Genomic DNA, 26573 nt, shown 5'->3' with positions numbered 1-26573 from the left:
CGCACTTGATTTTTACTGTGGGAGAAACCTGATGCCTGATCGTCCATGGCACGTCGTCGTGCTGGTGATGTGTTTGCTGGGAGGCTGTAACGCCAACTATGTGTTCGATGATGCCGAGTACCACCCCTTGGGTGATCCGCAGGCGATCATTCGTGACCGCTGAAAGGAGAGGGCATGAAGCTGCAGCTTGTGTTTGAGGTCTGCGCGTGCGAAAGCGACAAGAGCCTACTGTTGGCCCGCAAAGTATTTGACGGTGCAGGCGGCGTGATCGGACGCGGCCCTGGATGTGACTGGGTAATCCCCGACGCCAGCCGCGTACTCTCCAGCCATCATGGGTTGATCGGTTACCGTGAAAGCCGTTATTTCCTCACGGATATCAGTCGCAACGGTATAGGACTGGCCAACAGTCCCGAACGCCTGCGCAAGGGGCAGGCGCGATTGATCAGTGACGGCGACGTCTTCGAGCTGGGGGTGTTGACGATACGTGCGCGCCTGCTGGAATCGCCGCGACCTTGCGACGAGTTGCTGGCGCCCGCGGCAGTACCGATCCCCGATGACGCTTTCCTGTCGCTGGACCCGCTGCACAGCTTGGAGCTTGATCGCCAGATGCAGGCCACCTCGGATGAACTGGAGGCCTTGAACAAGAGCGTCGATGAGCAAGCGATATGGGCAGATCACTCTGGGGCCGATAGCGAGCACGTGGCATTGCCGCGTCGGCAAGCCCCCTCGATAGAGGTTGCCGCCGTGCCCGCTGTTGCGATGACGCCATCGACCGACGAGGTGTTCTGGTCACAATTTGCAGCGGTCCTGGGCGTCGACCTTATGGCCCTCGACACGCCGGCCCGGGAGGCATTGGCAATCAAGGTGGCACGCTTGTTTCGGGTGACGGTCGAAGGGCTGCAACACGGTTTGCGCACTCGGGAAGAACTGAATAACGAATGGGGTACGGCGGCGTTCGCCAGTCAGGGCATGGGCCAGAACCCCTTGAAAGTGTATCGCGACACCGATGCTGCGTTGGCCGCGATGCTCGATACCCGGGAGTTGGGGCAACTGCCTGCCGTGCGCGCCATTGCCCAGGTGCACCGAGAACTGCAGGTGCATCAGATTGCGCTGCTGGCCGCTTGTCGAAGCGCCATACGTAACGCCCGCGCGGCCTTTGAGCCCAGCCACCTGTTGGGGTGCTTTGAGTCCCAGGGCAAATCGGCTGGGTTTTTCTCCGATGGCGGGCATTGGCGGGCCTACCAGCGTCACTACCAGCGTGTGGTGGCGCAAGAACAGCTCAATGATCGCCCGTTGGGCGGCGACTTCGCCAAAGCCTATGAGGAGCAGTTGCGCCTGCTCTCCAGCCTGCACATGGATTTTCCAGGATGATAGTCATGTATCGAGCCACCCTTGTTTCGCTGTTGCTCTTGTGCGGGCTGTTGGCGGGCTGCAGCGCCGTCTCGCCATTTTCCACGCTGACCAAGCTGGACGTGGTGCTGACCGCCAGCGAGCACGTCAACCCGGACCTGCACGGTCGTCCTTCTCCCGTGGTGGTGCAGTTGATCGAACTGCGCCATGGCGTCGCCTTTGAACATGCCGACTTCTTCAGCCTGTATGGCAATGCGCAGCAGGCGCTGCCCAAGGACTGGGTCGGCAGCGAGGAGGTTGAACTGCGTCCGGGTGACGGGCTGGCGCTCAAACTGCGCATCGCTCCTGAGAGCCGTTTTGTGGGAGTGCTGGCCGCTTATCGAGACTTGCCCCATGTGCAATGGCGGCTGCTGGTGCCCTTGACGGTGCAGCAACGCAACCGTGCCGAGCTGGTGCTGGACCAGGGCGGTATACGTGTTGCTGACCCGCTCGCTGCTGTGGAGACGCAATAACATGCAGGTTCATAAAGTCATCTGGCAGGAAGGCATGCTGTTGCGGCCACAGCACTTGCAGCACAACGACCGTTATTACCAGCAGCAGCTCAATCAGACCCGCCTCTTGGGCAGTGACACCTGGGGTTTGCTCACGCTCGAACTCAATACGCAGTACCTCAAGTTGGGCAAGCTGGTGGTCAACCAGGCCAGTGGCGTGTTACCGGACGGCAGCCTGTTTGAATTGAATGCCGCCATGGAGCCGCTGGTGCTGCAGGTGTCAAAGGATGCAGGCACGCAAGGGGTTTATCTGGCGCTGCCGCTGGCCAGCGGCAGTCACCTTGAGGTCCGCCAGCCTGCGCAAAGCGAGGTGTTGGCGCGCTACCTCAGCTGTGAAGTGGAAGTGGGAGACTCCAACGTGGGCGTGGATACGCGTTGCCGAATCCACTGCGCGCGCCCGGATTTACGTCTTGTGCTGGGTGAACAGCCGGGTGACCAGCACTTCGTCAAGCTCAAGGTGGCCCAGGTATTGGACGCCAGCAGTGAAGGCGGCGTGAATCTGGATACGGCGTTCATCCCGACGTTTATCTTCGTGCAGGAGCACGGGTACGTGGCGTCGTGCCTCAAGGAGGTAATTGGCCTGCTTGCCAGCCGGGGCGATGCCATCGCGGCGCGCATTCGTGGCGAGAGCACAGCCGCAGGCACGCACATCGCCGATTTCCTGATGCTGCAAGTGATCAATCGTAGCGAGCTGGAGCTGCGCCACTGCCTGAGCCAGGCGCGGGTGCGGCCCGAAGCGGTGTTCCGTGCGCTGGTGTCGCTGCTTGGGGAGCTATCAACCTTCACCACTGACAGCAAACGCGCGCAGTTGGATGTTCATTACCAGCACGGTGATCAGGGCGCCAGTTTTCGCGCTCTGATGGCGCAGCTGCGCATGGCGCTGTCGGTGGTGCTGGAGCAACAGGCGATCGAGTTGACGTTGCAGCCACGCCAATACGGCGTTCTGGTATGCCCGGTCAGCGAGTTGAAACTGCTGGGCACCGCCACCTTCATCCTCGCAGCCACCGCGCAGTGTGAGGCGCATGAACTACGCCAGCGCCTGCCAGCACACCTGAAAGTCGCGCCGGTTGAGCGCATACGCGAGTTGGTCAACCTGCACTTGGCCGGTATCAAGGTCAAGCCCTTGCCAGTGGCGCCGCGACAGATTCCGTTCCATGCCGGCAAGACCTATTTCATGCTCGATATGAGCCCCCGTGATATCGCGCAGCTGGAGCAGTCGGGTGGTTTCGCTTTCCACGTAGGGGGTGAATTCACCGGGCTTGAACTCGACTTCTGGGCCATCAGGAACTGAATGCCATGGACAGTGAATACACCCAGGATGAAAAAACCGTCCTGCTCGACCGGGAGACTCATGAGCCTGCCCAGGGGCCGTTGACGGACTTCCCGTCGCCGCCGCGCTACGAACAGTTGGAAGACCGCATGATCTACGCCGGCCACAGGCTCGATACCCAGAGCTTTCAGGCAGGGCTCAACCCGCTGGTTGCCGCAGCCTGGGCGGTATTGTTTGAAGTTATAGGGCTCAGGGTCTGCTCCGGCCGTGAAAACCTGGGCACGCTCAACGACCGATTAGCGTTGGCGGTGACTCAGTTCGAAACCCGCGCCTTGCAGGGCGGCGTGGAGAACAGCCAGGTCATGTCGGCACGCTATGTGTTGTGCAGCGTGATCGATGAGGCGGTGGTGACGACCCCGTGGGGGGCGCAAAGCGAATGGTCGAAGATGAGCCTGTTGAGCCGCTTTCATAACGAAACCTTTGGCGGCGAAAAAGTGTTCCAGTTGCTGGAGCGCCTCACGCGCGACCCGGTGAAGCACCTGGCGATGCTGGAGTTGCTGTACCTGTGCCTGTCCCTGGGGTTCGAAGGCAAATACCGGGTGATGGAGCGGGGTGTGTCGCAACTTGAGGCGGTGCGCGATGCGTTGTATCGCCAGATCAGGCATGTACGTGGGGAACCGGCGGCGGTAGCGCTACTGCCTGTCCAGCCAAAGGCCGAACGGCGCAAGCGGGTGCGTGTCATCCCTGCCACCTGGTGGGTCGGCCTCACCTTGGTATGTGTGCTGGCGATGTACACAGGGTTTGCCTGGGTACTGAGCAACGAGCGTACGCACGCGCTGCAACCCCTTCAACTGTCGGCGTCGGATCTGCTCCGCACGCCTTTGTAAACGCTGGGAGCATTGAATGATCGCATTCTTCAAGGGGATGGGCACCGTGCTGGGCAGGATTTGGGTGTGGAGCCTGTTGCTGGTGCTGTCCTGTGCGGCAATGGTGTGGTTTTTGGGGCCGCTGCTGGCAGTGGATGACCACCGTATCTGGGCCGGGGCGACTGCGCGACTCGTCACCATCAGCAGTGTGTTCTTGCTATGGGCACTGGCGATGGCGTTTGCGGGGCCCGGTTTTGCCGCCTGGCGCCAAAGGCCGGAACGCGAGGCGCGCCAGCAGCCGATGACGGGGGTGGAGGACGAACGCCGACACCTGCGCAGTCGTTTCAAGAAAGCCGTGCACCTGCTTAAGACATCTCGCCATTATGGAGAGCGTAACGCACGTTGGCGTCATGAGTTGCCCTGGTACCTGTTGATCGGCGAGCCGGGCAGTGGCAAGACGCAGTTGCTGGCAGCAGCCGGTTTACCGTTGGCGCTGGACTACGGGCAAACGCGGCCGACAGGTAGCAGTGCCCATTGTGACTGGTATTTCGGCGACGAAGGCGTCCTGATCGACACCCCGGGGCGTTACCTTACCCAGCCCGACCGTTCAGTGGACGCCGCAGGCTGGACCACCTTGCTGCAACTGCTTAGGCGGCGTCGCCGAGTGCGCCCGCTCAGCGGTGTGGTGGTGGCGTTGTCGGCCGATACGCTGGCGAGCGCCACTGAATACGACCTGGATCATCATGCCCGCCGTGTACATTCGCGCTTGCAGGAGATCCAACAGACATTGCATGTGGATGTGCCGATTTACCTGGTGTTGACCCACGCCGACCAGTTGCCGGGATTCGCTGAATACTTCGACTCACCCCTTGGGGAAAGTGCCGACAGTGTGCTTGGGCAGCACCTGCATGCCTGCGCCGAGGGGACTGACACGACACAGGTTCGTCAGGCGGTCGAGCGATTATTGCAACGCTTGAACAGTGAGCTGATTGGGCGATTGCATCAGGAGCGCAATGTCGAGCGGCGTGGGCAGATGCTCGAGTTTCCCCAACAGGCAGCGCGAATGGGGGAGCAGGTCAGTCTGTTCGTTGACATGGCGTTTTGCGCTCATCGCTACCAACCCATCAACGGTTTGCGAGGGTTCTTCTTGACCTGCGCCGATGGCAGGCACCCGCGCTTTGTGCAGGGCCTGTTCAGCCAGGTGATCTTCGCCGAGGCCGACCTGGCGGGCCTGCAAGCCCACGAACAGCAACGTTTGCGTTGGCGCCAGGGCGCGCAGGCGATGGCTGCAGCGCTGGTTATTGGCGGTGTCGGCGGGCTATGGGGGCACAGTTACTCCGTCAATCACCAACGCTTGGCGCAATTGTCGGCGCTGACCTCACACCCGCCGCTCGCCCTTGCGGCCGACGATGAAAGCACGGCGCTGTTGGCGCTGTTGGACGCGCGACTGGCGGCGACCCAGGTTTTTCCAGGGCCGGCAGATGTACGCCTGGTGGAGCGCACCGGGCTGTATCAGGGCGAACTGAGCCGTCCCAGCGTCGATCAAGCCTATGAACAGGCGCTGCAACAGCTATTGCTGGGGTGGATAGCCGCCCAGTTGGAAGAACAGGTACTTGCTAGCCTGGGGGACCGGGAGCGGCTGCTCGACGATCTGCGTGCCTACCTGATGCTCAATCTGCGCGAGCGCCGTGACATGACCTGGTTGGCAGAACATATCGCAAGCCTTTGGTCGGTGCGGTTTGCCGGGGACATGCCGACACAGAAGCGCCTTAATACGCACCTTGCCCGGCTGCTGGAACAACCGTTTGTGGTGCCGCTCAACGAAGAGCGGGTGGCGCAGGCCCGTGAAGCGCTGAGGGGCGAATCGTTGGCCGATGGGGTCTATCGGGTATTGCGCGAACAAGCGCGCGGCCTGGAACCGTTGCGGCTGGCCGAGGGTAAGGTGTTCGCCGCCATCGACCCGCCTGTGCCGGGGTTCTATACCAAACGCTATGTGCAGTACTTTGAGGCGCAGGGCCCGCGCTTGGTAAACGCCATCACCCAGGACAACTGGGTGCTCGGGCGGGGCGCCGACCTGGGGCCCCAGGATTTACGGCGCCTGATGGCTGAACTGCAGCAACGCTATTTCAGCGAGTATGCCGATGCCTGGAGCGATGCGCTTGGCCGAGTCAGGCTGCAAGAGACCGACAACCTGCGTCAGGATGCGGAGCAACTGATGAACCTGACGTCGGCGCAATCGCCCTTGATTCGTCTGTTGCAACAGGTGCGTGAAAACACGCGTCTGTTGCCAGTCCCTGGACTGCTGGACAAAGTGGCCCAGCAGTCGGCAGACCTGGGCGAGATGGCCCAATCGCGGTTGACGGCTGGGCAGACGGCTATTGTCGAGGCGCCGCGGCGCGCCTTGCAGCGCCGCTTTGAGCCTTTGCATCAATTGCTGGATGAGCAGCACAACCCCGGCGTAGAGCTGACCCAGGCGTTGCGTCTGCTGGATGGAGTGCACCTGCAACTGACCGCATTGAACCGGGACAGCGCGCCCGAGCAGGCGGCTTTCCTGCGTGCCAGGCAGCGCATGGAGGGCCAGCAGGATGCATTGGGCAATCTGCGTGACGCCGCCGCGCGCCTGCCGCTGCCCATTGCCGGCTGGCTCGAAGGTGTGGCCGATGACAGTTGGCGGCATCTGTTGGAGCAGGCCTATGTGCACGTCAACCAACGTTATCAGAGCGAGGTGCATAGCCTTTACGCCAAGGCGATCGGCCGACGTTACCCATTCAATGCGCACGCCAGCAGTGAGGTCGCCCTTCACGATTTTCAGGAGTTCTTCAAGCCACGCGGGGTGATGGCGCGCTTTTATGAGGGCTACCTGCGGCCTTTTATCAGCGTCGACGGCAGCCGCTATCGACTGCGTGGGCTGGATGGCCAGAGTTTGCCGGTTTCGCGTGCGCTGCTGGAGCAACTGATGAAAACTCAGGTCATCCGCCGCGGCTTTTTTACCGAAGACGCGGGGGAGTTATCTGTGCGATTCACCTTGGCGCCCTACAGCCTGGACCCATCGGTCAGCCGTGCGATCCTGCGGTTTGGCGACCAGCAATTGGAGTATCGCCACGGTCCGATCGTACCCATGGCGTTCCATTGGCCCACCGATGCAGACAATGGGCGCAGCAGCCTCGTTCTGGAGAGAGGCACGGAGCAGCGACCCTTGGGTATCGAAAAGAACACCGGGGCGTGGTCGTTGTTCCGGTTTCTGGATCTGCTGCAGAAAGAGCCCGCCAGTGGCCGAAATATACAGACCCTCAAGGCAGACCTCGCCGGCCTGCGTGCCAATTACCGGCTCACCAGCCAGCGCACGCCTGGCCCGTTTGACATGGACTCATGGCGTACCTTTCGCCTGCCGGAGCAGCTGTGAACCCGATGGAGGCCCCGTGGCGCAGCGCCGGGCGCACGCAGCGAGGCCAGGCGCGGTTGCGCAATGAGGATGCGTTCCTGGACAACCCGGGCGCGGGTTGCTGGGCGGTGGCGGACGGCATGGGCGGGTATCGGCACGGGGATGTCGCCAGCCAGTGGGTGGTCAGCCAGTTAGCGTCAGTGTCGGCGGACGGCAACCTTGACCAACGTATTCAGGCGATTCGCCACAGGTTGCAGGACGTCAACCAAGGGGTGAGGCGCGCATGGACAGAGCCTGGCGCAAGCGGTGACGTGACGATGGGCAGCACCGTGGTTGCCCTGTTGCTGGAGAAGGGCCGGGCGGCCTGCTTATGGGCGGGAGACAGCCGTTGCTATTTATGGCGCGACCAGAGCCTTTATCAGTTGTCGAAGGACCACTCGCTGCTGCAGCGCCTTATGGACGAGCGTCAGTTGAGTGTGGCGCAAGCCCAGGCCTACCCGGGTGCCAGGGCCTTGACCCGGGCCGTTGGCGCGCGTTCGCGTTTGCACCTTGAAGTACTGGAACTGCGCACCCGCCCAGGGGACGTGTTTTTGTTGTGCAGTGATGGCTTGTATCAGGCCCTCAGCCACGTTGACCTGGGGCGGGCGTTGAGCATGGGCACGCCTCAACGGGCAGTGGAACGGTTATTTGCAGGGGCGTTGCGCAGGCCGGTACGTGATGACCTGACCGCGGTCGTGGTACAGCCTTGAACTCGACAGCTTCACCTTCCCGTTTATTGGCTGGGCGTTATCACCTTGAACGTGTCTTGGGCAGCGGTGGTATGGGCAGGGTGTACCGCGGGCGCGACCTGTTGCACGAGCAGTTGGGCGAACCCTGTTCCAAGGTAGCGATCAAGCTACTCGACGAACCCATTTCCCAGTGCCCTGACGCCCATGTGTTGTTGTATCGCGAGTTTGCCTTGGCCCGCAGCCTTCGGCATGAGCGTGTGGTACGGGTGTTTTCGTTTGAGGTCGATACACACAGCCACGTCGCGTTTTTCACCATGGAGTTGCTGCAAGGGGTGACGTTGGACCGCCTGCTTCTGGAGTGCCCCCAGGGCTTGCCCTGGCAGGAGTTGCGCCCCATCGCCTTGCAGCTGCTGGATGCGCTGGTCTACACCCATCAGCAAGATGTTCTGCACGGTGATGTCAAACCCGCCAATGTCATGGTGGGCGAGGAGGGCGTGCGTTTGTTCGATTTTGGCCTGGGCCATGCTCAAGCAGAGGCTGCGGTAGGGTTGCCGAGTGTCAGCCGCAGTCGTTTCAATGCCTGGACACCTGCCTACGCCGCCCCGGAGCTGTTGGCCGGTGGTGCGCTGACCGCTGCCGCCGACCTGTACGGCGTGGCCTGCATCCTCTACGAACTGGCCCACGGCAGGCGCGTAGGCAAGCGCGCCTCTACAGACCGGCTGCCCCGGCCCGCGCAGTTGCCCAGGCATTGCTGGGCAGCGTTACAGGCCGCGTTGGCGATAGACCCGCAGCACCGAAGCATAACGGTCGCCGAGTTGCGTCACGTCATGGGGCGCAACCGAGCACGCTGGTGCTTGTAGGGTTAAGGTTAAACGGCCAAGCCGTGCAACTGGCAGTACTCCGTCCAGTTCATGCCTGCCATCTGTGCGACTTCTTTATGCACTTCGCGCCGCTGGGCCTCGAAGGCTTCGGTCGAATCGGCCGTGAGCTTGAGGGTCAATTCCCAGGCGAACAGTTTTTGCTGTTCAGCATGTACTTCGAAAGCCTCATGCAGGCGTTCGGCGCGATACTGCTCCAGGGTTTCGCCCCTGGCCTGGGCTACCAGCGGGTTAAGGCTGTCCAGTTCGGCAGCGACCTGGGGTTGTTCGCGCAGGAATCTGTCCAGTGCGAGCTGGTGAGTATCGTTGGGTGCCGACATAGGTAGACACCTTAATGAGAAGGGTGGGAGTTGCTATCGGACGTGCGTGCGTTGAGGTGATGGCGAGCACGCTTGCGCGACCTGCGCCGCATCCAGTTCTGCAACGGCGCGAGCAAGAAAAACATCAGGTAGGCGACCAGCACCAGGGCCAGGTCTACCCAGGTTTCAGCCACAGGCCCGGTAAACAATTCAATGAGGTTCTTGATCACAAACAGCAATACCACGCTGCACAACCACAGCAGGATGGTGACAAATAGAGGACGCATGTTACTTGAGCGCTTGTCTTGCATAGTGAGTTTCTCTCCTTTGGCCTGTTGTCGTTCCAGGCAAGATTCCCTGAGTGCGTACCCATTATCAGACAGGTTGTAACATCGTATAACACGCACAAAACGTGCGGATGATACCGACTCAGACAGCCTTAGGGGATGATTCAAGTCAGAAAGTTCGATAAATCTGTAGGGAATTAGTCTAGCAACCTGGCATTCACCGGCAAAAAGCCGCGCACGGACGGGCACAAAGGCTTTCGCTTCGGCTATCAGGGCGTGTAGCGTTAGCGGGTGTTTCCGGCCCTGATCTTCAGCGGCAGTCGGTGACAGGCAGAGGACGGCCCATGGCGCACACCCTGTTCAAACTTTTCCTGACCCAGCGCCTGGCAGTCCTGGCCAGTACGGAGTCGTTGCGTGCGATTCGTGAGGGGCTGCTGTGGATCCTGCCGTGCCTGTTGGTGTCCGCAGGTTTCTTGATTCTGTCCGAATGCGCCCAGGCGCTGGGTTTCGATCCGCAGGTGGTGAGTTTCCTGGCGGGGTTGCATAAACAGATCAGTTCGGTGATCCCACTGCTGGCCGCGGCCTCCATCGGTTATATGCTGGCGATTCAGCACCGTCTGCCACAGCTGCCGGTGGCGTTTCTGTGCCTGGCCCATGTGGTGGTCGCCACCTTCGTGCTGCGTGAGTACCCACGTGCTTCGGCCACGTTTTTATTGTTTATTGCCATTGCTTCGCCCTTGATCAATGTGCCGGCCATTGCCTGGCTGCATCGCTTTCGTTGGACGCGCCTGGTCAACCAAGACCTGGTCGGCCATAACCTCAAGGGCACCATCAACATGGTGGTGCCTGGCGCACTCACAGCCTTGGCGTTGGTGGCGGTGTTGTCGTTGCTGCTGTTGATCCCCCATGTGGCGCAAATTCAGGGGCCGCAGGTGCTTGATGCGTTGCAGGCGCCTTACGGCAGCGGGTTGTTTGTCACCCTGATGAATTCGCTGCTGTGGTTCTTCGGCATTCACGGCGTGTATGCCATGCAGCCGTTATTCGATGCCTTGGACCAGGCAGTGGCGCTCAATGGCGCAGCGTTGGCGGCGGGGGAGCCGGTGCTGTACCTGCTCAACAACGGCTTGCTGGGCAGTTTTGCCTTTATCGGTGGTTCGGGCGCAACCTTATGCCTGTTGTTGGCGATCCTGCTGTTTTCCAGGAGCCAGTCCATGCGCTTGCTGGCGGTGGCCAGTTTGCCGTTGTCGTTATTCAATGTCAGCGAAGTGCTGTTGTTCGGTTTGCCGATCATTCTCAACCCGCGCCTGTTCATACCGTTTCTACTGGTACCGGCGTTCAACGCGATGGTGGCGTTGATGGTGGTTCAACTGGGTTGGGTGTCGCCTGCGGTGGCCAGCGTGCCGTTTACCGCCCCGGTGCTGCTCAATGCCTACCTCAGCACCCACGGCGACGTGGCGGCGGTGGTGTTGCAGATCGTTCTGCTGGCGGCCGGTACGCTGGTGTATGCGCCCTACGTCAGGGCGATTCATCGCCAGTCCGATGGCGGCACGGTGTACCTCAAATCTTTGGACATGACGTTTCGCGGCCTTGAAGAGAAAGGCCGCCTGCTGGAGTTCGACCCGGTGCTGGCCACTCACCAGACCTTGGCCCGCCAGGCCGCGGAGTTGAACCGCATCCAGCAGATCAGTGATTACGAGTTCTACCTTGAGTTTCAACCCCAGGTCTCCACCCGCACCGGTTTGTGCACCGGCTGCGAGGCGCTGATGCGCGCCCGGGACAGCCAGGGCACGGTGCATTCGCCCTGGGAGTTCCTGCAATGGCTGGCGCACGCCAGGCTGATGCCGGATGTGGACGTGTGGGTAGCGTCCCAGGCCGTGCGCCAGTATCAGAAATGGCAGAAGGTGGGTTTTGAACTGCCGATGACCATCAATATTTCCAGTACCACGCTCAAGGACGCCGCCTATGGCGACCGCCTGGTGGAAATTCTTGCCCAGGCCCGAGGGCGGGTGTCAGTGGAAATTACCGAAGACGCGCTGGTCAGTGATATCCCGGCCACTCGCCAGACCATCCAGAAGCTGCAGGCCATGGGGGCGAAGGTCTATCTGGATGATTTTGGCACTGGGTTTTCTGCGCTGAGTTACTTGCACCAGTTTCCTGTGGATTTCATCAAGATTGACCGCAGTTTTGTGGTGGCCCAGCGTGACCCTAAAGGCGCCCAGGTGCTCACCGGTATGTTGCGCTTCTGCGAGGCCTTGGATCTGGGGGTGGTGGTGGAGGGGGTTGAGACGGCTGAGCAGTTGGCGTTTTTGAGTCATGGGCCTGAGTTGTTTATTCAGGGCTGGTATTTCAGCAAGGCACTGCCTGGGGATCAATTGCCACGCTTTGTGCGGGAGCGCAGGGCGTTGGTGTGATGGCCGACGCTTATCTAACTGATACCCCGCGGTCCAACTGTGGGAGCTGGCTTGCCTGCGATGACGGCCTGACGGGTGACGCCTATCTACCTGACGCACTGCGATCAAACTGTGGGAGCGGGCTTGCTCGCGAAGGCGGCCTTGCAGTCAACACACTTGGATGGTGTACATATCCATTGCTGCGGTAACGGCCATCTAGGGTTCCGCCCTGACGGCGGCTCACTTTTGAAAAGCGCAAAAGTAAGCAAAACGCTCTTGCCCCACCACTCGGCACCTCGCCTAGGCTCGGTGTGCCCGAACACAGTCTTGAATCCGTGGGCCGCCGCCACGCGCCATCCATGGCGCGGGGCGGCTAACCCGGCGTCCTGCCGGGTTACCCACGAATTCAAGCCTGCGTTCGGCCAGCGTGGTTTAACGGGGCACCTAAGATCAAAAGCAGATCAAGAGCAGATCAAGAGCAAGATCAAGAGCGACTCGCTTCGCATCGTGGTTACCGTCGGTTGCTGCAGGGTTGTGTTTATACCTGTGGTTGGGTGGCGCTATCGGCCTATCTCCACGCCTTTGAAAGAATTTTCCTACAGGTGTTGACCTTGCCACTACGGGAACCTTTAGGCTTTTTTCCGAGTACGCCCAACCACAAAAACAAGATTCAGGGGTTATCAATGGATACTGCTGCCCTGCAACAACGCTCGGGTTCTGATCTCTTCACCACCGCCTCGCGGCTGATGACGAATGCCTTGGAACCCGGCGCCAACTACACCCAGGTCACCCGCGCGCTGGAAGCGCTGCTCGCACAGGCTCGGCAAGGCCTGGCGGGAGACGCCGACGCCTACGCGCACTATCAGTCAGCCCTGCTGCAACTGCACATCCCCGGTGACCCGCGTACCGAGCCGACTCGGCGCTGGATGGCCAGCGAGGTTTACCGCGTCGAAGATGAGTTCGCCGCCGACGTGCCGGGTTTCACCGCGTTGCCGGTGGAGGAGTTCCGTCAGCAGGTCGACGCTGAAATCGCTGCACGCAGCCGGGTCAACCACCCGATGTCGGTGCACCTGTTCCAAGGGACGCCGCCGGTGCAGGATGTGCGCTTCTTCCTGGAGCATCACTGGACCCGTTCCTACAACTTCTACAGCCTGCTGGCCGAACTGGCCTTTCGCTTCGAAGCCATCGAAGACGCCTCGGTGTTTTACCGCAACCTGTACGGTGAAGCAGGGGCTGAGACGCCGGAGCGTTCGCACCCGGCGATGCTCGCCCATCTGATGGAGTATTTCGATATTCCGCTGGCCATCGACTTCCCCGCGCTGCATCCGCTGGAAAAGGCCTACCTGAATAATCGCATTCGCTGTGTGCGCCACACGGATGTCGCCTGGGGCCTTGCGCTGCTGTATGCGGTGGAGTCTGTCAGCTGTGTCAACCATCGGCGCATCTACGAACTGTTGCAACGCCTCGACGTTCCAGAGCAGCCCAGCGAATTCCACCGCTTGCATGGCACCCAGGATGAGATCGACACCGAGGAAATGTGGGCCCTGATTGCCCAATTCGCCAGCGAGGAGGGCTTTCAGCGCACGTTCATGCGCGCACTCAAGCGCCACTTCGAAATCAACAAGGCCTACTTCGACAGCCTGTGGCAGCAGATGCAGGCCCAACGGCTGTCTGCCTGAACGACCTGCGATCCCAGAACAAAAATAATGGAGCACATGATGAGCCCACGTAATTTTTCCCTGCCGCAATTGCAGAATATTCACACGGCCGAAGCCCGTCTGTTGGCGGAAGCCTTGAAGCCGGACGCGACGTTCAATCGCATCGAAATTGCCGCCAATATGCTGCGCGCCCTGTGCGAGAGCGGCCAACGCGGTGACGCCGCGAATGCAGCGCAGTGCCAGCAATTGCTCTACATCCTGTCGCTGAGCGATGACGTGGCCACCGCCTCGACCCGGCGCTGGCTGGCCAATGCTGTCTATAGCGTGCAAGAGCGTTTCATGCCGTCAGCCGACCTGGCATCGCCCTTGTCCGAGGCCGGTTTCCAGCAGCGCCTGGAAGAGCAGATTGCCGCGCAGTCGCGGGAAAACCACCCGATGTCGCAGTATGTGTTTGAAGGCAAAGCCTCTCGCGAGCAACTGCAGGTGTTTTTGCGTCACCAATGGTTCCGCACGTACCGCCTGTACCGGGACGCCGCCGACCTGCTGGTCAACCTGACTGACGTGGACGAGGCGGCTGCCCTGGCGCGTTATCTCTACGGCGAGCTGGGCGAAGAGGATGAGCAGCGTTCCCACCCGAAGCTGTTGGCCAAGCTGCTTGCCGCCGTGGGCCTGAATGCCGATTTCGAGGCTCTTTCGACGATGCCTGAGGAAATCGCCTACCTCAACAACCGCGCCCGCTGTTTCCGCAACCCCGATGTCGGCTGGGGCCTGGCGGTGTTCTATATCACCGAACTGGTGGTGCCGGGTAACCACGGCAAGCTGTACAACGCCCTGCGCAACGCGGGCTTGAGCCAGGATGACGCGGAGTACTACGAAGTGCACATCAGCCTGGTGCCGCCACGGGCCAAGCGTGAATGGGCGCTGATCTCACGGCGGATTCCGGACCTCGGGTTCCAGAACGCGTTCCTCACGTCCCTGGCCGAGCACTTCCGGCTGGAGCGGGCTTACTACGACGCAGTCTGGGAACAAGTGCAACGCGTGAAGTAGCCCCCTTAGGACAACGCGAGTAACTCGACATGCCAAGTCATATCACTGAATCCCGTATCCACGGGGGCGCTTACTCGTCCCCGGAATTTGCCGCGATCTTCTCTGATGCCAATCAGGTGCAGAAGTGGCTTGATGTTGAAACGGCGCTGGCGGCGACCCAGGCGCAGATGGGCCTCATCCCTCACGAGGCCGCCCGGGAAATTGCCCGGGTAGCCAGCGTGGAACTGCTGGACCTCGACGCGTTGGGGCGCGAGAGCCTGGAAACCGGGCACATCCTGGTGCCGACCCTTCGCGCCTTGCAGGGGTTATGTGCCGATGGGCTGGGTGAATACGTGCATTACGGCGTGACCACCCAGGACATCCTCGACACCGGCCTCATCCTGCAAATCCGCGATGCCTGGGGCCTGGTGGTGCAGCGTTTGCGCGGGATCCGTGGGCATTTGCTCACGCTCGCCTTGCGCCACAAGCACACGCCGATGGTCGCCAGGACTCACGGGCAGCAGGCATTGCCCACCACGTTTGGCTACAAGGTAGCGGTATGGGTCGATGAGATCGATCGGCACCTTGAACGCTTTGACGAAGCCTATGCGCGGGTGATGGTCGGCAACCTGACCGGCGCCGTGGGCACCCTGGCCGGGCTGGGCCCGCAGGGTTTGGAGGTGCAGCGCCGCACCCTGGAAAGCCTCGACCTGGCGGCGCCGTTGAGCAGTTGGCACAGTGCCCGCGACCGCATCCTGGAGGCGGCGTGGTTGCTGGTGCAGGCGTCGGCAACCTTGGGCCGTGTCGCCAATGAGATCTACCACCTGCAGCGCACCGAGATCGACGAAGTGCGCGAAGGCCGACGGGCAGGGCAGGTGGGGAGCAGCACCATGCCCCACAAGCAAAACCCGTCGACGGTGGACCTGATCAGTGCGCTGTCGCGGCTGGTGCGCGCGCAGATGGTTGCGCTGACCGACGCCGCGTTCCAGTTGCACGAGCGTGACGGCACCACCTGGCGCATCGAATGGGCGGCCCTGCCGGAGCTGTTCATTTACGCCGGCGCCTTGCTCGCCCGTATGGAGGGCTTGCTGCTGGCTGGGCTGGAGGTGCGTGAAGCGCGCATGCGCAGCAACCTGGACATGCTGGGCGGGCTGATCCTGTCGGAGCGCGTGATGCTTGCGCTGGCGCCTCGGTGTGGCAAGCAGACGGCCCATCACCTAGTGCACGACATCGCCCTGCAAGCCCAAGACACAGGCGTCTGCTTTCGCGACGCACTGCTTGGCGACTCGCGGCTGCAGGGTTGTTTCAGTCCGCAAACGCTCGATGACCTGCTTGACCCGACGACCTACACGGGGCTGGCGGCCGAGATGGTCGATTTGGTGGCAACTAAAGCACTGCCTCGCGCTTGCGGCCATGGCCTTGGAGCGACGCAGGCAACCCCAGGCAATACCAGTCAGTCCCAGTACGCGATGGAGGGTGTGTGATGGATGCGCAAACGTTGGAAATGACCGCTCGTGCTTCTTGTACCGCACGTTCGGACCGCCCGGGCTTTGATCATGACGGTGAGCAATGCCGTCACGAACACAGCCATATCCTTGACTCGAAAACCCACGGTTCAGGCTATGCCGGCCCGCAGAGCCGCAAGATCTTCTGCAGTCATTGTCGGCTGCAACGCTGGCTGGACGTGGAAGCGGCGCTGGCCATGGCCCAGGCCGACGTCAACATCATCCCGCGCGAGGCGGCTCTGGAGATCGAAAAGGCCGCGTTGCTGTCGGGCATCAATGTGCGCCAACTGGCCGAGGGCGTGGCAGCCACTGGGCATTCGCTGATGCCACTGCTCAGCGCCCTGCAAAAAAACTGCAGCCCCAGTGCCCGTGAATACGTGCATTACGGCGCTACCACCCAAGACATCCAGGACACCGCCCAGTCCTTGGAAATGCGCGATGTGCTTGATGCGATGGACCAGGCCCTGGAGACGTTGCTGGGCAAGTTGTCGACCCTGGCCGATGCGCACCGTGATTCACTGATGGTCGCCAGGACTCACTCGATTCCCGCCTTGCCAACCACCTTCGGGCTGAAGGTCGCCGGCTGGATCGATGAGCTGTTGCGCCACCGTCAGCGCCTGGCCGAGGCGCGCCAGCGGGTGCTGGTGGTGCAGTTGTTCGGCGGGGTCGGCACCATGGCGGCGTTCGGCCCGGATGCCATGCCGATGCTGGAGCGTTTTGCCCAGCGCTTGTCGCTGCAAGTGCCCCTGACGGGCTGGCATGTGTCCCGTGACCGCGTTGCCGAGTTCGTCAGCACCCTGGCCATGGTCACCGCCTCGTTGGCCCGCGTTGCCGATGAAATCCGTACGCTCAATCGCTGGGAAATCGCTGAAGTGGAAGTGGGCTGGAGCGACCAACAGATCGGTAGCAGCACCATGCCGCACAAACGCAACCCCGAAGGCTGCGAGCAGGTGGTGGTGTTGGCGCGGCTGGCCAAGGCCCAGGTCATGCTCGCGCTGGACGCGATGATTCTTGAGCATGAGCGCGATTATCGGGGTACGCGGTTGGAGTGGTGCGCGGTCGCGGACGTTTCCCACTATGCGCTGATGGCGCTCTCGATTCTGACCGAGACCATCGACGGGCTCACCGTGAATGTGCAGAAGATGGAAGACACCGCCCAGGCCTATGGTGATGCCATCTGTACTGAAGCCGTGGTGTTCGAAATGGCGCGCAAGCTGGGCAAGAGCAGCGCCTACCAGATCATCTTCGAAGTGTCCCAGGCCAGCCAGCGCAATCACGTGTCGATCCGCGAGGCGATCGAGGCCGATGCGCGGGTGCTTGCGGTGATGAATGACGGCGCCCTGGCCCGGCTGTTCGAGCCCCGGACTCACCTGGGCATGTCCGAACGCATCGTTGACAACGTGCTGGCCAAGCTCGCCGGCCACTGATCATTGATCTCAACAGACTTGTAAATTCATCAAGGAGCGACAGATGTCCAACGTTATGGAAGTTGATAAAGCCAAGGTCCAGCAATTTTCGGCGCGCATCATGGAGGATTACGGCAACACGCTGCGCGGTGCCATGCTCTACATTGGCGACCAGCTCGGCTTGTTCAAGGCATTGGCCGACGGCCAGGCGGTGACCCTGGAGGAGTTAGCGCACAAGACCGGCTACAACGCACGTTACTTGCGCGAATGGCTGGGCAGCATGGCCACCGGCAATTATGTGACCTACGACGCGCAAACCCGCCGCTACCAGATGCCGGCTGAATTTGTGCCAGTGCTGGCCGATGAAGACTCGCCGTATTTCGCCGGCGGCATCATTCAGCTGAGCGTGCCGTTCGTGAGCATGGCGCCCAAGGTCATCGAGGCCTTCCGCCACGGCGGGGGTTGCGCTGAAGAGGCGTTCCCGCTGGAAACCTGGAAAGGCATGGAGCGCATGACCATGCCCTGGTACAAACACTACCTGGTCCAGCACTGGATCCCGTCCCTGGACGGCGTCGAAGAGAAGCTCAAGACCGGCGGCAGTGTGCTGGATTTCGGCTGTGGCGCGGGCCTGGCGGCGATCACCATGGCCAAGGCTTACCCCGACGCGCGCATTGTCGGCTGCGACTTCCACCTGCCTTCCATCGAGTTGGCGCGGGCCAACGCCGAGGCGGCTGGTGTGGGTGACCGGGTGCAATTCGAGGTGAACGACTCCGATGCCTTGCGCGGCCAGCAATTCGACTTCGTGACCACCTTTGTGGTGATCCACGATGCCACCGACCCTCAGCAGATGCTCAAGGATTTGCGCGCCGCCACGGCCGAAGACGGCACTTACCTGATGGTGGAGCTCAACCTGTCCGAAGAGCTGCACGAGAACATGAACCTGTTCGGGCGCGTGATGTACCCGCAGAGCACCCTCTATTGCATGACCTGCTCACTGTCCCATGGTGGGGCGGGGCTGGGGGCGTTCATGGGCGAGAAGCGTGCCCGCCAGATGGCGCAAGCAGCCGGTTTCAGCCGCTTCCGCAAAGTGCCCTCGGAGTGGCCGCCAATGCCGGCGCTGTTCGAACTCAAGCCTTGATATGAGCCATCCAGCCATTGCGTTGCGCAGTAAGGCAATTTAATGGCCCCTTTGTAACAAAATCCTCGCCAAAATCACTTTTATTTTCAGGTGGTTAGGTGAGGATGCAAATGCGCTCTGTAGGAATGATGCTGATTGCCTGCTCCCTGGCCGGCGGCGCGACTGTCGCGCAGGCCAGGGAATTGCGCGAAGGTGACAAGTACATGTGCAGTTGGGGCGCCGGCACGGCCGCCAGGGCCCAGGAACTCAAGTTATCCGGCGTTTCGCTGTACGCCGCCCGGCAGAAGATCCAGACCCTCAAGTTCAGCAAATCGTGGATGCGCATGATGGCCATGGGTATCACCGAGCAGACTTATGACAGTCGTTCAAGGCTCAAGCCGGAGGCGATTCGTCAGAGCTTTTATCAGGATTGCCTGCGCTACAAGGTGGCGCGCAAGTAATTCGGTGCCGTGAGGCATTTACAAATCCACGACAAACCCTATGTCAGTATTTGCATACAATTGCGCACTTCTTCATGGGAGGCCTTTATGCGAGTGCTTATTCGAGTGGCGACGGCAGAGGACGTTGATACGCCGTGCGCCATTCGCCCCCCGGTGGTGCAAAACCACCTGAAATATACGCCGCTGGCCGGGTAAGCCTATGAATGCCCCAGAGCCCCCTTCGTCCAACGGCATGCGCTACCTCGCGGTCGGGGTGTTATGCGTCGCGGTGCTATTGGGGGGCTATTTCGTTCAACTCAACGCCAAGGTAGACCGCCAACGTGAAGAGGCGGCTGAACGCTTGGTGCTATGTCGTCATGTGGAGGCTGTGGTGGGCGTCACCGCTTCGAGTCATGAAAAACTTCAAGAAACGTGCAAGCAATTAAGCGATCAACTATTGAAAGGTGCGACGCAGGGCTAATTAATAACCCTTTTTCAAGTGTGGCTTAATGCCCGGATATCGCCGTTACTTGCACCAAAAAGTAGCACGACTACCGCCTTCCACCTTAAAAAACATGTGGTTATTGAATGACTTACGACGCTTTCAATCCGACGAAAGGATTAAAATAATCTTGTTACAGGTTTTTACAGTCGTTACTATAGCCAGGCGTTCACCTCCCACGGTTTATGCATTTTTAAATCCCAAGTTTCCATCAGCTACTTGGGATTTTTTTTGCCCGCGATTTAATCTCGGCCCGCCATTCATGGCCGGTTACGCCCGACAAAATGAGGGCTGGATAACACTTTTGCATTAATTGTCCGGTGGCCGGCAAAACCTTATCTATGCTGCTTGCATCACCTCAATCGGGTAGAACCCAGGGGCGGAGGGCTGAGCATGATTTCCATCACCGAATTCAACCGCATCATGGCCTCAGGCTTCCTGCCGCTTGCGTGTGAGTGCTGCGTTAACAGCGATGGCTCACTGCGCATCAGCGTGTTCGAGCCCACGTCCGGTCGTGTCGACTTGCTGCTCACCTGCGTATCGCCCGAGGGCCTGGACAGCATCCGTGCCATCGCCAACCTGATTGGCGAGTTGCGTACCGAGATAAAGGCCGGGCGCCGTGGGTTTGCGGCTGTCCAGGGCGTCAGAGGCGCCGCAGGAAGGATTTGACGATGTGGCGGGTGGCGTCTGTGGTGTCCAGCTCATCCAGGGCGCTGTAGGCGTACCACTGGCAATCGACAATCTCGTTGCACGGCCGTGCCTCGTCGATATTGACTACCGAGGCCTCAAACACATGGTGGACGGTGTCGCGGGCCTTGAGCTCCTGCAGGTACAGCAAGCCGTCCACGTTTAACCCGGTTTCTTCTTCCAGCTCGCGTTCCGCCGCGCCTACCGGGCGCTCGTTTGCTTCTACTTTCCCGCCGGGCAATGCCCATTTTGATCTGGCCTTGCGCACGAAGAGGATATGCCCCTCATGTTCGCAAATGACGGTTGCCCTAATTTTCATCGAATGTGCCCCCGCGCCGGATGAATGTCATAAAAGTGTAATGCAATTGTCATGCTAAGTGGTTATGGCGCGCCAGGGTCGGTATGTGGATACTGCCCGATTGACGAATACGACCGAGGACATTAGATGAAGACCATACGCTGGGGCATGATCGGCTGTGGCAGTGTCACTGAGTTAAAGAGTGGGCCGGCTTTCTATAAAGTGCCAGGTTCGGCATTGGTCGCCGTGATGGGGCGGCGTGCCGAGGCGGTGCGCGATTATGCGGCGCGCCATGGCATTGCGCGCAGCTATACCGACGCCCAGGCCTTGATCAACGACCCCGAGGTGGAGGCGGTCTATATCGCCACTCCGCCCGACAGTCACCTTGAGTACGCCTTGATGGTGGCGGCGGCGGGGAAACATTGTTGCGTCGAAAAACCGATGTCGCTGAATGCTGAACAGAGCGCGCTGATGCAGCGCACGTTCGAGCGCGCCGGGCTGCACCTGTTTGTTTCTTACTACCGGCGTTCATTGCCGCGCTTTGAGCAAGTGCGCACCTGGCTGCACGAAGGCCGTATCGGTGAGCTGCGCCACCTGACCTGGACCTTGTGCAAGCCAGCTGCCGCAACAGACACCGACGCCGCCAATTGGCGTACCGACCCGGCTATTGCCGGTGGCGGTTACTTTGCCGACCTGGCCAGCCATGGGTTTGACCTGTTCCAGTACCTGGCTGGCGATATCGTTGAGGTCTCAGGCTTTTCTGCGCGACAGGCGGGACGCTACGCGGCAGAAGACGCAGTGACAGCCTGTTGGACATTCGCCAGCGGTGCGCTGGGCATGGGCTGTTGGAACTTTGTGGCAGACCGCCGCGAAGACCGTGTCGAACTGATCGGCAGTCGCGGCCGTATTCAATTTTCGGTGTTCGACGACCAGCCGCTGCGGCTTGAAGGCGAGACCACCGAAGTGTTGGAAGTGCCGTGTCACACCCATATTCAATGGCACCATGTGCTGAACATGAATGCGCATATTCGTGGCGAGGCCGAGCATCCGTCGTTGGCCATCGAAGCGCTGAAGACCGATATCATCCTGGACAAGGTGTTACACCGTTACTCCCAGCATCCCTAGTCGTGGCGATAGCGTAAGGCTTCACTCTTTTAAAGGAATACCGGGATGAAATACTGGATGGTGTTGTGGCTGCTGATCGCCACCGCGGCAACGGCGGCGCCACGCAGCCAAGGGCAGTCGGGCGAGTTTGATTTCTATGTGCTGTCGCTATCGTGGTCACCCACGTTTTGCCTGACGCACCCAGGCAATGAGCAATGTTCGGGCAAGGGCTACGGCTTTGTGCTGCACGGTTTGTGGCCGCAATACGCGCGGGGAGGGTGGCCGGCGTCCTGTACGCCGCAAACGCACTTGAGCGAGGCAGAAATGGACAAGGGCGCGGCGCTGTTTCCCACCCGTGCACTGCTCAAGCATGAGTGGGCCAAGCATGGCACCTGCAGTGGGCTGGAGCCGTTGGAGTATCTGGAGAAGACCGATGTGGCGCTTGGTGCGGTGGTGATCCCGCAACAGTTGCAGCCGTTCAACACGCCGCCGTCATTGCAGGCCAACGAGATCGAGGCGCTGTTTCGCGAGAGCAACCCACGCATGGGCAACCACGGGATGGCGGTGATCTGCAAGGGTCAGGTGCTGTCGGAAGTGCGGGTGTGCCTGACCAAGGATCTGGCTTTTGCCGGTTGCCCGCGCAGTGTGAAAAGCCAATGCCGTGGGGGCGATATTCGTATTCCCACGCAGCGCTGAGCAGCGCAGGCGCCTAGAACTCGCCGGAATACTTCACCGCAGCTGCAGCGCGTGAGGGGACATTCAGGCTGCGCAACAATGACGACACATGGATACGCACGGTAAACGGCGAGATATTCAAGGCCTTGGCAATTTCCTTGTTGGTCTTGCCTTGGGCAATCAGGCGCAGCACTTCCTGCTGACGTGGGGTGAGGGTGTGGGTGTCGAGGGGCAGCAGGCCTGAAGGGGCGAACTTGACCAGCACTTCGCCCTCGCGGATCGCCAGCAGGGCCTGGCCGATCTCATCCGGGGCGATGTTCTTGCCGATAAAACCGTCGGCGCCCAGGGCCATGACCTGTTCGATCAGCGCGGGGTCGTCGACCATCGACACCAGGACCAAGGTGGTGCGTTTGAGTTGCTGGCGCAGTTCGGCCAGTTGGCTGATGCAGGTCAGGCCGGGAAAGCGCAAATCGAGGATCAAGGTATCGACCTCGCCCGCTTCGCACAGCAACGCATTCACCGTGGCCAGGTCGCCGGCCTCCTGCACCACCGCGCCCGGCAGTAGACGTTGCACGGTGCGCATCATGCCTTCGCGAAACATGGGGTGGTCGTCGGCGATGATGATTCGGCCGGTCATTGTGTGCTCCTTCCTGGGGCAAGGTTGTATCCAGGCATGCTAATTTATTTACCGTCGGTGTAGGAGCGAGCTTGCTCGCGAAGCACGCACAGGCACCGCGTACTTCCAGGTCAAACGCGTTATCGTTGACGTTTTTCGCGAGCAAGCTCGCTCCTACAGATGATAGGTCAGGGATATGACGATGAGTCTTGAGACAAACTCTGAACTCGATCAGGCTAACCTGCGCATCGTGGTGGCCAGCATCGCTATCGTCTACATCGGCGTGCTGGGCTTTTTGCCAGGGCAATCGCTGGACACCTATCTGCCGGTGATCCTGTATATCTTCCTGTTTCTGCTGGCGTCCATCGTGTTGCGCCAGGTGATCGCACGCTGGCCGGGGCATTACCCGGCGCGGCGAATCTTCGGCATGATCCACGACTACACCGGCACCTCGTTCGGCCTGGTGGTGGGCGGTGAAGCGGCGTTGCCGCTGTATGCGGTGATGGTCTGGGTGAACCTGGGCAACGGCATGCGCTACGGTTCGCGCTACCTGGCGATTGCCACGGGGCTGGCGTTGCTGGCGTTGTTGATCGTGTACCAGCTTACGCCGCTGTGGCAGGCGCAGCCGTTCATGGTGCTGATGCTGATGATCACCAGCACGGTGATCCCGGTGTATGCGCATATTCTGCTGGAGCGCACGCGCAAGGCCTCCGAGCAAGCGATCGCTGCCAACCTGGAAAAGTCCCGCTTCCTCGCCCAGGCCAGTCATGACCTGCGCCAGCCGATTCACTCCATCGGCCTGTTCACCGCCTGCCTGCGCGAAGCTCGCTTGGGAGATGACGAACAGCGCTTGGTGGACAATATCGACCGTTCGCTGCTTAACGTGTCGCAATTGTTCCGTTCGATTCTCGACCTTTACACCCTCGACAACGGGCGCCTGTTGCCCAAATACCAAGTGATTCACCTGGGCGACTTCCTGGCCGACCTGGTGCGCCAAAACGCCGAGGCGGCGCGCTGGGCGGGCGTGGAGCTGCGCCTGCGCCCCTGTGCCCACTGGGTGCTGGTTGATCCAGCCATGCTGGCGACCATGATGCAGAACTTGCTCTCCAATTGCTTCAAATACGGCGCGCAACAGCCGGTGCTGATCGGCGTGCGTGCGCGCGATAACGGCTTGGTGGTGGAGGTACACGACCAGGGGCGGGGGATTGCCAGGGAGCATCTTTCAAAAGTCTTCGAAGAGTTTTATCGCGTGCGTCAACTGCGTGACAAGGACGTTGAAGGCGTGGGCCTGGGGCTGTCCATCGTCAAGCGCCTGGGGCAATTGATGGGGTTGCAGGTGAGCCTGCGCTCGCGCGTGGGCCATGGTACTTCAGTGAGTCTGCATGGCCTGGCCTTGGCAACCGCGCCGCGTCAACCGGCAGTGCGTGACGATGCACGCCAAGCCGGCCTGCTCACCGGCCTTAAGGTGTGCCTGGTGGAAGATGACTACAACGTGCTGCTCGCCACCCAGGCGCTGCTGGAGCGCTGGGGGTGTCAAGTGCAGGCCGAGTCCACGGGGCAGGGTTTGGTCAGTGACTGCGACATCATCGTCGCCGACTATGACCTGGGCAACCACGCCACCGGCATCGAATGCATCGACCAGCTACGCGAGCAACGTGGCTGGGCGGTGCCAGCGCTGATCCTCACCGGGCACGACGTGGAGAAAATCCAGGCCGCGTTGCATGACCGTCAGATCGCTATCCTGTCCAAACCGGTACGCCCTGCGGAACTGCGCGGCACCCTTCGTGAGCTCAGCCAGGAAAAAACTACTGCATGAATGGCGTTAATCCATTGCCTTTGGCACCCTTGGGCATGCAGTAGGCCGCTGGCTTCATCAGGCCGAAGCTGGCAATCGCGAACGCGCCGCCGCTGGCACCACTGGGCACGGAACAGTTGTACTCGCCGGAGGCCGTGTTAGCCACGTAGTAGGTGGTCATGGAGTCGCTGCGCACATTGGAGATACGTTTTACCGGCTCGCCCAGATTGGTTTCCGACAGCTTCTTGAGATGGTCTTCGGTGGGCTTGATATTGCTGCAACCGGCGACGCCGATGATCAGGGCGCCCAACAGGGCAAGACGAGTGACAGGAGAGTGGAGTTTCATGGTGCTTCTTCCTTGGGGTTGTTTTGGTTTTTCCAGCGCGCAACAAACCCACGCGCACTGAATGCGCGGTGTGGGTGAGAACGTTGGAAGTGCTGCGGAATATAGCGTCGCCGTGAGGTAGGGTCGATTAGCACAAATGGGCTAATGGCAGTTTGAGGTCATGGAAGGAGCTTGCGATGCTGGAGATAAAACGTGCCACGCCGGACGACGCCGAGCGTGCGTTTGAGATTCGTCGCGAGGCCATTCTCGGCCAATGCATTGGCGCTTATAGCGCTGAAAAAATGGCGCTCTGGACCCGAGGTCGGGCCAGTGATGGTTACGGCGCGCTGATGGAAAAACAGTTCTACATGGGATGGTTCAATGGCGAACCTGTTGCCACTGGCATGCTGGATCTTGCCAACCATGAACTCGGCGCCTTGTTTGTATTGCCCGTATTCAGCGGGCGAGGGTTTGGCAAGGCGATGCTTGCTCACTTGGAGCACGTGGCGCAGCAGCAGGCGATTGAGCAGGTGGTGCTGGATGCGACACTGAACGCGGTGAGTTTTTATAGCGCGTGCGGGTATGTAGGCGATGAGCAGGCGGTGTATCGCTCTCCGTCCGGGTTGGTGCTGGCGTGTGTACCGATGGTCAAGCAGTTGCGGGTTATGAATCGCGCTTGAATGCAGCGCGCAACTGCTCGATCACAGGCTCTATCCCTGGCCCTTGAATCGGCGGCGGGGTGGGGCTCTCGCCAAATTCGCGCCATACGAACAGGGTCAGTTCAGCGCCATCGGTCAAGGGCTCGAGTGGGTGGATACCGAAAGCGTTCAGCGAGCGATAGCGCTCGTCCCGCCAGAAGGCTTGCTCTACCCAGTCATAAACGGGGATGCAATGAAAGTGCAGTGGGAAGCCGGGCATATGGCCGTAGCGGCTGATATACAACCATTTCGGCTGGAGTTGGGTTTGCATCACTCGCTGGATGTTGGCGAGCAGGCCGCCCAGTTCTGCCAGTGCGGCTTCAGGCATGTCGGGGAGGGCGTCAATCGGCGCCCTGGCGCCCAGCATCAGGTAACCCGGCAGCTTGGAGGTCAGGTGGTGGTTGAGTTGCCAGTGTTCGGTCTGGTGAAGGATGAAGGCTGGGTTGATTGGCATGTGCACGCGTCCCTGTGGGTTGAAGCGCCAGCATAGCGCGCTGAACCGGTGGCGAGGGAGCCTGCTCCCGCAACGGCCCGCCAGCCGCCCCATATCCACCTGACGCACCACGATCCAACTGTGGGAGCTGGCTTGCCTGCGATGACGGCCTCACAGTCGACACTGTTATACCGAGTACATATCCATTTTTGCGGTAACGGCCACTTAGGGTTCCGCCTGACGGCGGGTCACTTTCGAAAAGCGCGAAAGTAACCAAAGCGCTCTTG

At 60.7% G+C, this 26573-nt stretch carries 27 protein-coding genes; 21 read left to right on the top strand and 6 right to left on the bottom strand.

Translation table 11 applies throughout. The features are described 5' to 3' along the window. The first annotated feature begins 31 nt into the window (after positions 1–31). The 8 genes from DK871_RS15555 to DK871_RS15520 are packed head-to-tail and all read left to right on the top strand — an operon-like array spanning position 32 to position 9007. Positions 32–163: a type VI secretion protein gene (locus tag DK871_RS15555; RefSeq protein WP_161905665.1), complete on the top strand. Its 132-nt coding sequence runs from the start codon at positions 32–34 to the stop codon at positions 161–163. An 11-nt stretch (positions 164–174) separates the two neighbouring features. Continuing rightward, positions 175–1371 carry a type VI secretion system-associated FHA domain protein TagH gene (gene tagH, locus DK871_RS15550; protein WP_161905664.1) on the top strand — a complete coding sequence of 399 codons (1197 nt, stop codon included), beginning with the start codon at positions 175–177 and terminating at the stop codon, positions 1369–1371. A 5-nt stretch (positions 1372–1376) separates the two neighbouring features. Continuing rightward, positions 1377–1862 (top strand): type VI secretion system lipoprotein TssJ, encoded by a 486-nt coding sequence (gene tssJ, locus DK871_RS15545; RefSeq protein WP_161905663.1) that lies wholly within the window; start codon positions 1377–1379, stop codon positions 1860–1862. Position 1863: 1 nt separating this feature from the next. Next, positions 1864–3192: a type VI secretion system baseplate subunit TssK gene (gene tssK, locus DK871_RS15540; protein ID WP_161905662.1), complete on the top strand. Its 1329-nt coding sequence runs from the start codon at positions 1864–1866 to the stop codon at positions 3190–3192. A 5-nt stretch (positions 3193–3197) separates the two neighbouring features. Beyond that, the gene (gene icmH / locus DK871_RS15535) at positions 3198–4058 is read left to right on the top strand and encodes a type IVB secretion system protein IcmH/DotU (protein WP_161905661.1); all 861 of its coding nucleotides are present in this window, start codon (positions 3198–3200) and stop codon (positions 4056–4058) included. A 16-nt stretch (positions 4059–4074) separates the two neighbouring features. Then, positions 4075–7440 (top strand): type VI secretion system membrane subunit TssM, encoded by a 3366-nt coding sequence (tssM, locus tag DK871_RS15530; protein ID WP_161905660.1) that lies wholly within the window; start codon positions 4075–4077, stop codon positions 7438–7440. Positions 7441–7445: 5 nt separating this feature from the next. Continuing rightward, positions 7446–8168, top strand: coding sequence for a PP2C family serine/threonine-protein phosphatase (locus DK871_RS15525; RefSeq protein WP_161905693.1), 723 nt, complete (start codon positions 7446–7448; stop codon positions 8166–8168). Beyond that, positions 8165–9007, top strand: a complete 843-nt coding sequence (locus DK871_RS15520) for a serine/threonine-protein kinase (protein WP_161905659.1) — start codon at positions 8165–8167, stop codon at positions 9005–9007. The genes DK871_RS15525 and DK871_RS15520 overlap by 4 nt, the downstream gene beginning before the upstream one ends. 8 nt (positions 9008–9015) lie before the next feature. Here DK871_RS15520 and DK871_RS15515 read toward each other — a convergent pair whose 3' ends face one another. Both DK871_RS15515 and DK871_RS15510 read right to left on the bottom strand, forming a co-directional pair. Continuing rightward, positions 9016–9345, bottom strand: a complete 330-nt coding sequence (locus DK871_RS15515) for a DUF6388 family protein (protein ID WP_161905658.1) — start codon at positions 9343–9345, stop codon at positions 9016–9018. Positions 9346–9356: 11 nt separating this feature from the next. Then, positions 9357–9611, bottom strand: a complete 255-nt coding sequence (locus DK871_RS15510) for a hypothetical protein (protein WP_256677475.1) — start codon at positions 9609–9611, stop codon at positions 9357–9359. Positions 9612–9955: 344 nt separating this feature from the next. Between DK871_RS15510 and DK871_RS15505 the strand changes: the two genes are divergently transcribed. The 9 genes from DK871_RS15505 (at position 9956) to DK871_RS15465 (ending at position 20324) form a co-directional block, all read left to right on the top strand. Further along, complete coding sequence (locus tag DK871_RS15505) at positions 9956–12022, top strand: EAL domain-containing protein (RefSeq protein ID WP_161905656.1); 2067 nt, start codon at positions 9956–9958, stop codon at positions 12020–12022. A 662-nt stretch (positions 12023–12684) separates the two neighbouring features. Continuing rightward, on the top strand, positions 12685–13680 hold the full coding sequence (locus tag DK871_RS15500) for an HOASN domain-containing protein (RefSeq protein WP_161905655.1): 996 nt from the start codon (positions 12685–12687) through the stop codon (positions 13678–13680). A 39-nt stretch (positions 13681–13719) separates the two neighbouring features. Further along, positions 13720–14706 (top strand): HOASN domain-containing protein, encoded by a 987-nt coding sequence (locus DK871_RS15495; protein ID WP_032896929.1) that lies wholly within the window; start codon positions 13720–13722, stop codon positions 14704–14706. 29 nt (positions 14707–14735) lie between these two features. Next, positions 14736–16169 (top strand): adenylosuccinate lyase, encoded by a 1434-nt coding sequence (gene purB / locus DK871_RS15490; protein WP_161905654.1) that lies wholly within the window; start codon positions 14736–14738, stop codon positions 16167–16169. Next, positions 16169–17617: an adenylosuccinate lyase family protein gene (locus tag DK871_RS15485; RefSeq protein WP_161905653.1), complete on the top strand. Its 1449-nt coding sequence runs from the start codon at positions 16169–16171 to the stop codon at positions 17615–17617. Before purB ends, DK871_RS15485 begins: the two co-directional genes overlap by 1 nt. 43 nt (positions 17618–17660) lie before the next feature. After that, on the top strand, positions 17661–18734 hold the full coding sequence (locus tag DK871_RS15480) for a class I SAM-dependent methyltransferase (RefSeq protein WP_161905652.1): 1074 nt from the start codon (positions 17661–17663) through the stop codon (positions 18732–18734). Between the two features lie 110 nt (positions 18735–18844). Continuing rightward, on the top strand, positions 18845–19174 hold the full coding sequence (locus tag DK871_RS15475; RefSeq protein WP_003191756.1) for a hypothetical protein: 330 nt from the start codon (positions 18845–18847) through the stop codon (positions 19172–19174). A 199-nt stretch (positions 19175–19373) separates the two neighbouring features. Continuing rightward, entirely contained in the window at positions 19374–19634 is a 261-nt protein-coding gene (locus tag DK871_RS15470) for a hypothetical protein (RefSeq protein ID WP_161905651.1), read from the top strand. 414 nt (positions 19635–20048) lie between these two features. Next, complete coding sequence (locus DK871_RS15465; RefSeq protein WP_161905650.1) at positions 20049–20324, top strand: DUF1652 domain-containing protein; 276 nt, start codon at positions 20049–20051, stop codon at positions 20322–20324. Here DK871_RS15465 and DK871_RS15460 read toward each other — a convergent pair. Continuing rightward, positions 20299–20661, bottom strand: a complete 363-nt coding sequence (locus DK871_RS15460; protein ID WP_161905649.1) for an NUDIX hydrolase — start codon at positions 20659–20661, stop codon at positions 20299–20301. The genes DK871_RS15465 and DK871_RS15460 overlap by 26 nt on opposite strands. 126 nt (positions 20662–20787) lie before the next feature. Between DK871_RS15460 and DK871_RS15455 the strand changes: the two genes are divergently transcribed. Together DK871_RS15455 and DK871_RS15450 are read left to right on the top strand one after the other, a co-directional pair. Further along, positions 20788–21765 (top strand): Gfo/Idh/MocA family protein, encoded by a 978-nt coding sequence (locus DK871_RS15455; RefSeq protein ID WP_161905648.1) that lies wholly within the window; start codon positions 20788–20790, stop codon positions 21763–21765. Between the two features lie 45 nt (positions 21766–21810). After that, positions 21811–22440: a ribonuclease T2 gene (locus DK871_RS15450; RefSeq protein WP_161905647.1), complete on the top strand. Its 630-nt coding sequence runs from the start codon at positions 21811–21813 to the stop codon at positions 22438–22440. Positions 22441–22453: 13 nt separating this feature from the next. On the opposite strand, the gene DK871_RS15445 is transcribed toward DK871_RS15450, so the two are convergent. Then, positions 22454–23056, bottom strand: coding sequence for a response regulator transcription factor (locus DK871_RS15445; RefSeq protein ID WP_161905646.1), 603 nt, complete (start codon positions 23054–23056; stop codon positions 22454–22456). Positions 23057–23237: 181 nt separating this feature from the next. Here DK871_RS15445 and DK871_RS15440 point away from each other — a divergent pair, with 181 nt between their 5' ends. Then, positions 23238–24851: a hybrid sensor histidine kinase/response regulator gene (locus DK871_RS15440; protein WP_161905645.1), complete on the top strand. Its 1614-nt coding sequence runs from the start codon at positions 23238–23240 to the stop codon at positions 24849–24851. Here DK871_RS15440 and DK871_RS15435 read toward each other — a convergent pair. Further along, positions 24841–25176, bottom strand: coding sequence for a hypothetical protein (locus DK871_RS15435; protein WP_044273082.1), 336 nt, complete (start codon positions 25174–25176; stop codon positions 24841–24843). The two genes, DK871_RS15440 and DK871_RS15435, sit on opposite strands and share 11 nt — an antisense overlap. Positions 25177–25352: 176 nt before the next feature. Between DK871_RS15435 and DK871_RS15430 the strand changes: the two genes are divergently transcribed. Beyond that, the gene (locus DK871_RS15430; protein ID WP_003191745.1) at positions 25353–25835 is read left to right on the top strand and encodes a GNAT family N-acetyltransferase; all 483 of its coding nucleotides are present in this window, start codon (positions 25353–25355) and stop codon (positions 25833–25835) included. On the opposite strand, the gene DK871_RS15425 is transcribed toward DK871_RS15430, so the two are convergent. Continuing rightward, positions 25819–26307 carry an HIT family protein gene (locus DK871_RS15425; RefSeq protein ID WP_161905644.1) on the bottom strand — a complete coding sequence of 163 codons (489 nt, stop codon included), beginning with the start codon at positions 26305–26307 and terminating at the stop codon, positions 25819–25821. The genes DK871_RS15430 and DK871_RS15425 overlap by 17 nt on opposite strands. Positions 26308–26573: the final 266 nt, after the last annotated feature.

The organism is Pseudomonas sp. L13, from assembly GCF_009935965.1.
Classification (GTDB): domain Bacteria; phylum Pseudomonadota; class Gammaproteobacteria; order Pseudomonadales; family Pseudomonadaceae; genus Aquipseudomonas; species Aquipseudomonas lactis.
This window is presented reverse-complemented; position numbering and strand designations above follow the sequence as displayed.

Bases quoted from the DNA above. Each gene is read 5' to 3' on its own strand.
- DK871_RS15525 (WP_161905693.1), top strand. From the start codon at position 7,446: ATGGAGGCCCCGTGGCGCAGCGCCGGGCGCACGCAGCGAGGCCAGGCG.
- tagH (WP_161905664.1), top strand. From the start codon at position 175: ATGAAGCTGCAGCTTGTGTTTGAGGTCTGCGCGTGCGAAAGCGACAAG.
- DK871_RS15480 (WP_161905652.1), top strand. From the start codon at position 17,661: ATGTCCAACGTTATGGAAGTTGATAAAGCCAAGGTCCAGCAATTTTCG.
- DK871_RS15455 (WP_161905648.1), top strand. From the start codon at position 20,788: ATGAAGACCATACGCTGGGGCATGATCGGCTGTGGCAGTGTCACTGAG.
- DK871_RS15515 (WP_161905658.1), bottom strand. From the start codon at position 9,345: ATGTCGGCACCCAACGATACTCACCAGCTCGCACTGGACAGATTCCTG.
- icmH (WP_161905661.1), top strand. From the start codon at position 3,198: ATGGACAGTGAATACACCCAGGATGAAAAAACCGTCCTGCTCGACCGG.
- DK871_RS15495 (WP_032896929.1), top strand. From the start codon at position 13,720: ATGAGCCCACGTAATTTTTCCCTGCCGCAATTGCAGAATATTCACACG.
- DK871_RS15475 (WP_003191756.1), top strand. From the start codon at position 18,845: ATGCGCTCTGTAGGAATGATGCTGATTGCCTGCTCCCTGGCCGGCGGC.
- DK871_RS15435 (WP_044273082.1), bottom strand. From the start codon at position 25,176: ATGAAACTCCACTCTCCTGTCACTCGTCTTGCCCTGTTGGGCGCCCTG.
- DK871_RS15430 (WP_003191745.1), top strand. From the start codon at position 25,353: ATGCTGGAGATAAAACGTGCCACGCCGGACGACGCCGAGCGTGCGTTT.
- tssM (WP_161905660.1), top strand. From the start codon at position 4,075: ATGATCGCATTCTTCAAGGGGATGGGCACCGTGCTGGGCAGGATTTGG.
- DK871_RS15555 (WP_161905665.1), top strand. From the start codon at position 32: ATGCCTGATCGTCCATGGCACGTCGTCGTGCTGGTGATGTGTTTGCTG.
- DK871_RS15505 (WP_161905656.1), top strand. From the start codon at position 9,956: ATGGCGCACACCCTGTTCAAACTTTTCCTGACCCAGCGCCTGGCAGTC.
- DK871_RS15425 (WP_161905644.1), bottom strand. From the start codon at position 26,307: ATGCCAATCAACCCAGCCTTCATCCTTCACCAGACCGAACACTGGCAA.
- tssJ (WP_161905663.1), top strand. From the start codon at position 1,377: ATGTATCGAGCCACCCTTGTTTCGCTGTTGCTCTTGTGCGGGCTGTTG.
- purB (WP_161905654.1), top strand. From the start codon at position 14,736: ATGCCAAGTCATATCACTGAATCCCGTATCCACGGGGGCGCTTACTCG.
- DK871_RS15485 (WP_161905653.1), top strand. From the start codon at position 16,169: ATGGATGCGCAAACGTTGGAAATGACCGCTCGTGCTTCTTGTACCGCA.
- DK871_RS15465 (WP_161905650.1), top strand. From the start codon at position 20,049: ATGATTTCCATCACCGAATTCAACCGCATCATGGCCTCAGGCTTCCTG.
- DK871_RS15440 (WP_161905645.1), top strand. From the start codon at position 23,238: ATGAGTCTTGAGACAAACTCTGAACTCGATCAGGCTAACCTGCGCATC.
- DK871_RS15510 (WP_256677475.1), bottom strand. From the start codon at position 9,611: ATGCGTCCTCTATTTGTCACCATCCTGCTGTGGTTGTGCAGCGTGGTA.
- DK871_RS15470 (WP_161905651.1), top strand. From the start codon at position 19,374: ATGAATGCCCCAGAGCCCCCTTCGTCCAACGGCATGCGCTACCTCGCG.
- DK871_RS15445 (WP_161905646.1), bottom strand. From the start codon at position 23,056: ATGACCGGCCGAATCATCATCGCCGACGACCACCCCATGTTTCGCGAA.
- DK871_RS15460 (WP_161905649.1), bottom strand. From the start codon at position 20,661: ATGAAAATTAGGGCAACCGTCATTTGCGAACATGAGGGGCATATCCTC.
- DK871_RS15500 (WP_161905655.1), top strand. From the start codon at position 12,685: ATGGATACTGCTGCCCTGCAACAACGCTCGGGTTCTGATCTCTTCACC.
- DK871_RS15450 (WP_161905647.1), top strand. From the start codon at position 21,811: ATGAAATACTGGATGGTGTTGTGGCTGCTGATCGCCACCGCGGCAACG.
- tssK (WP_161905662.1), top strand. From the start codon at position 1,864: ATGCAGGTTCATAAAGTCATCTGGCAGGAAGGCATGCTGTTGCGGCCA.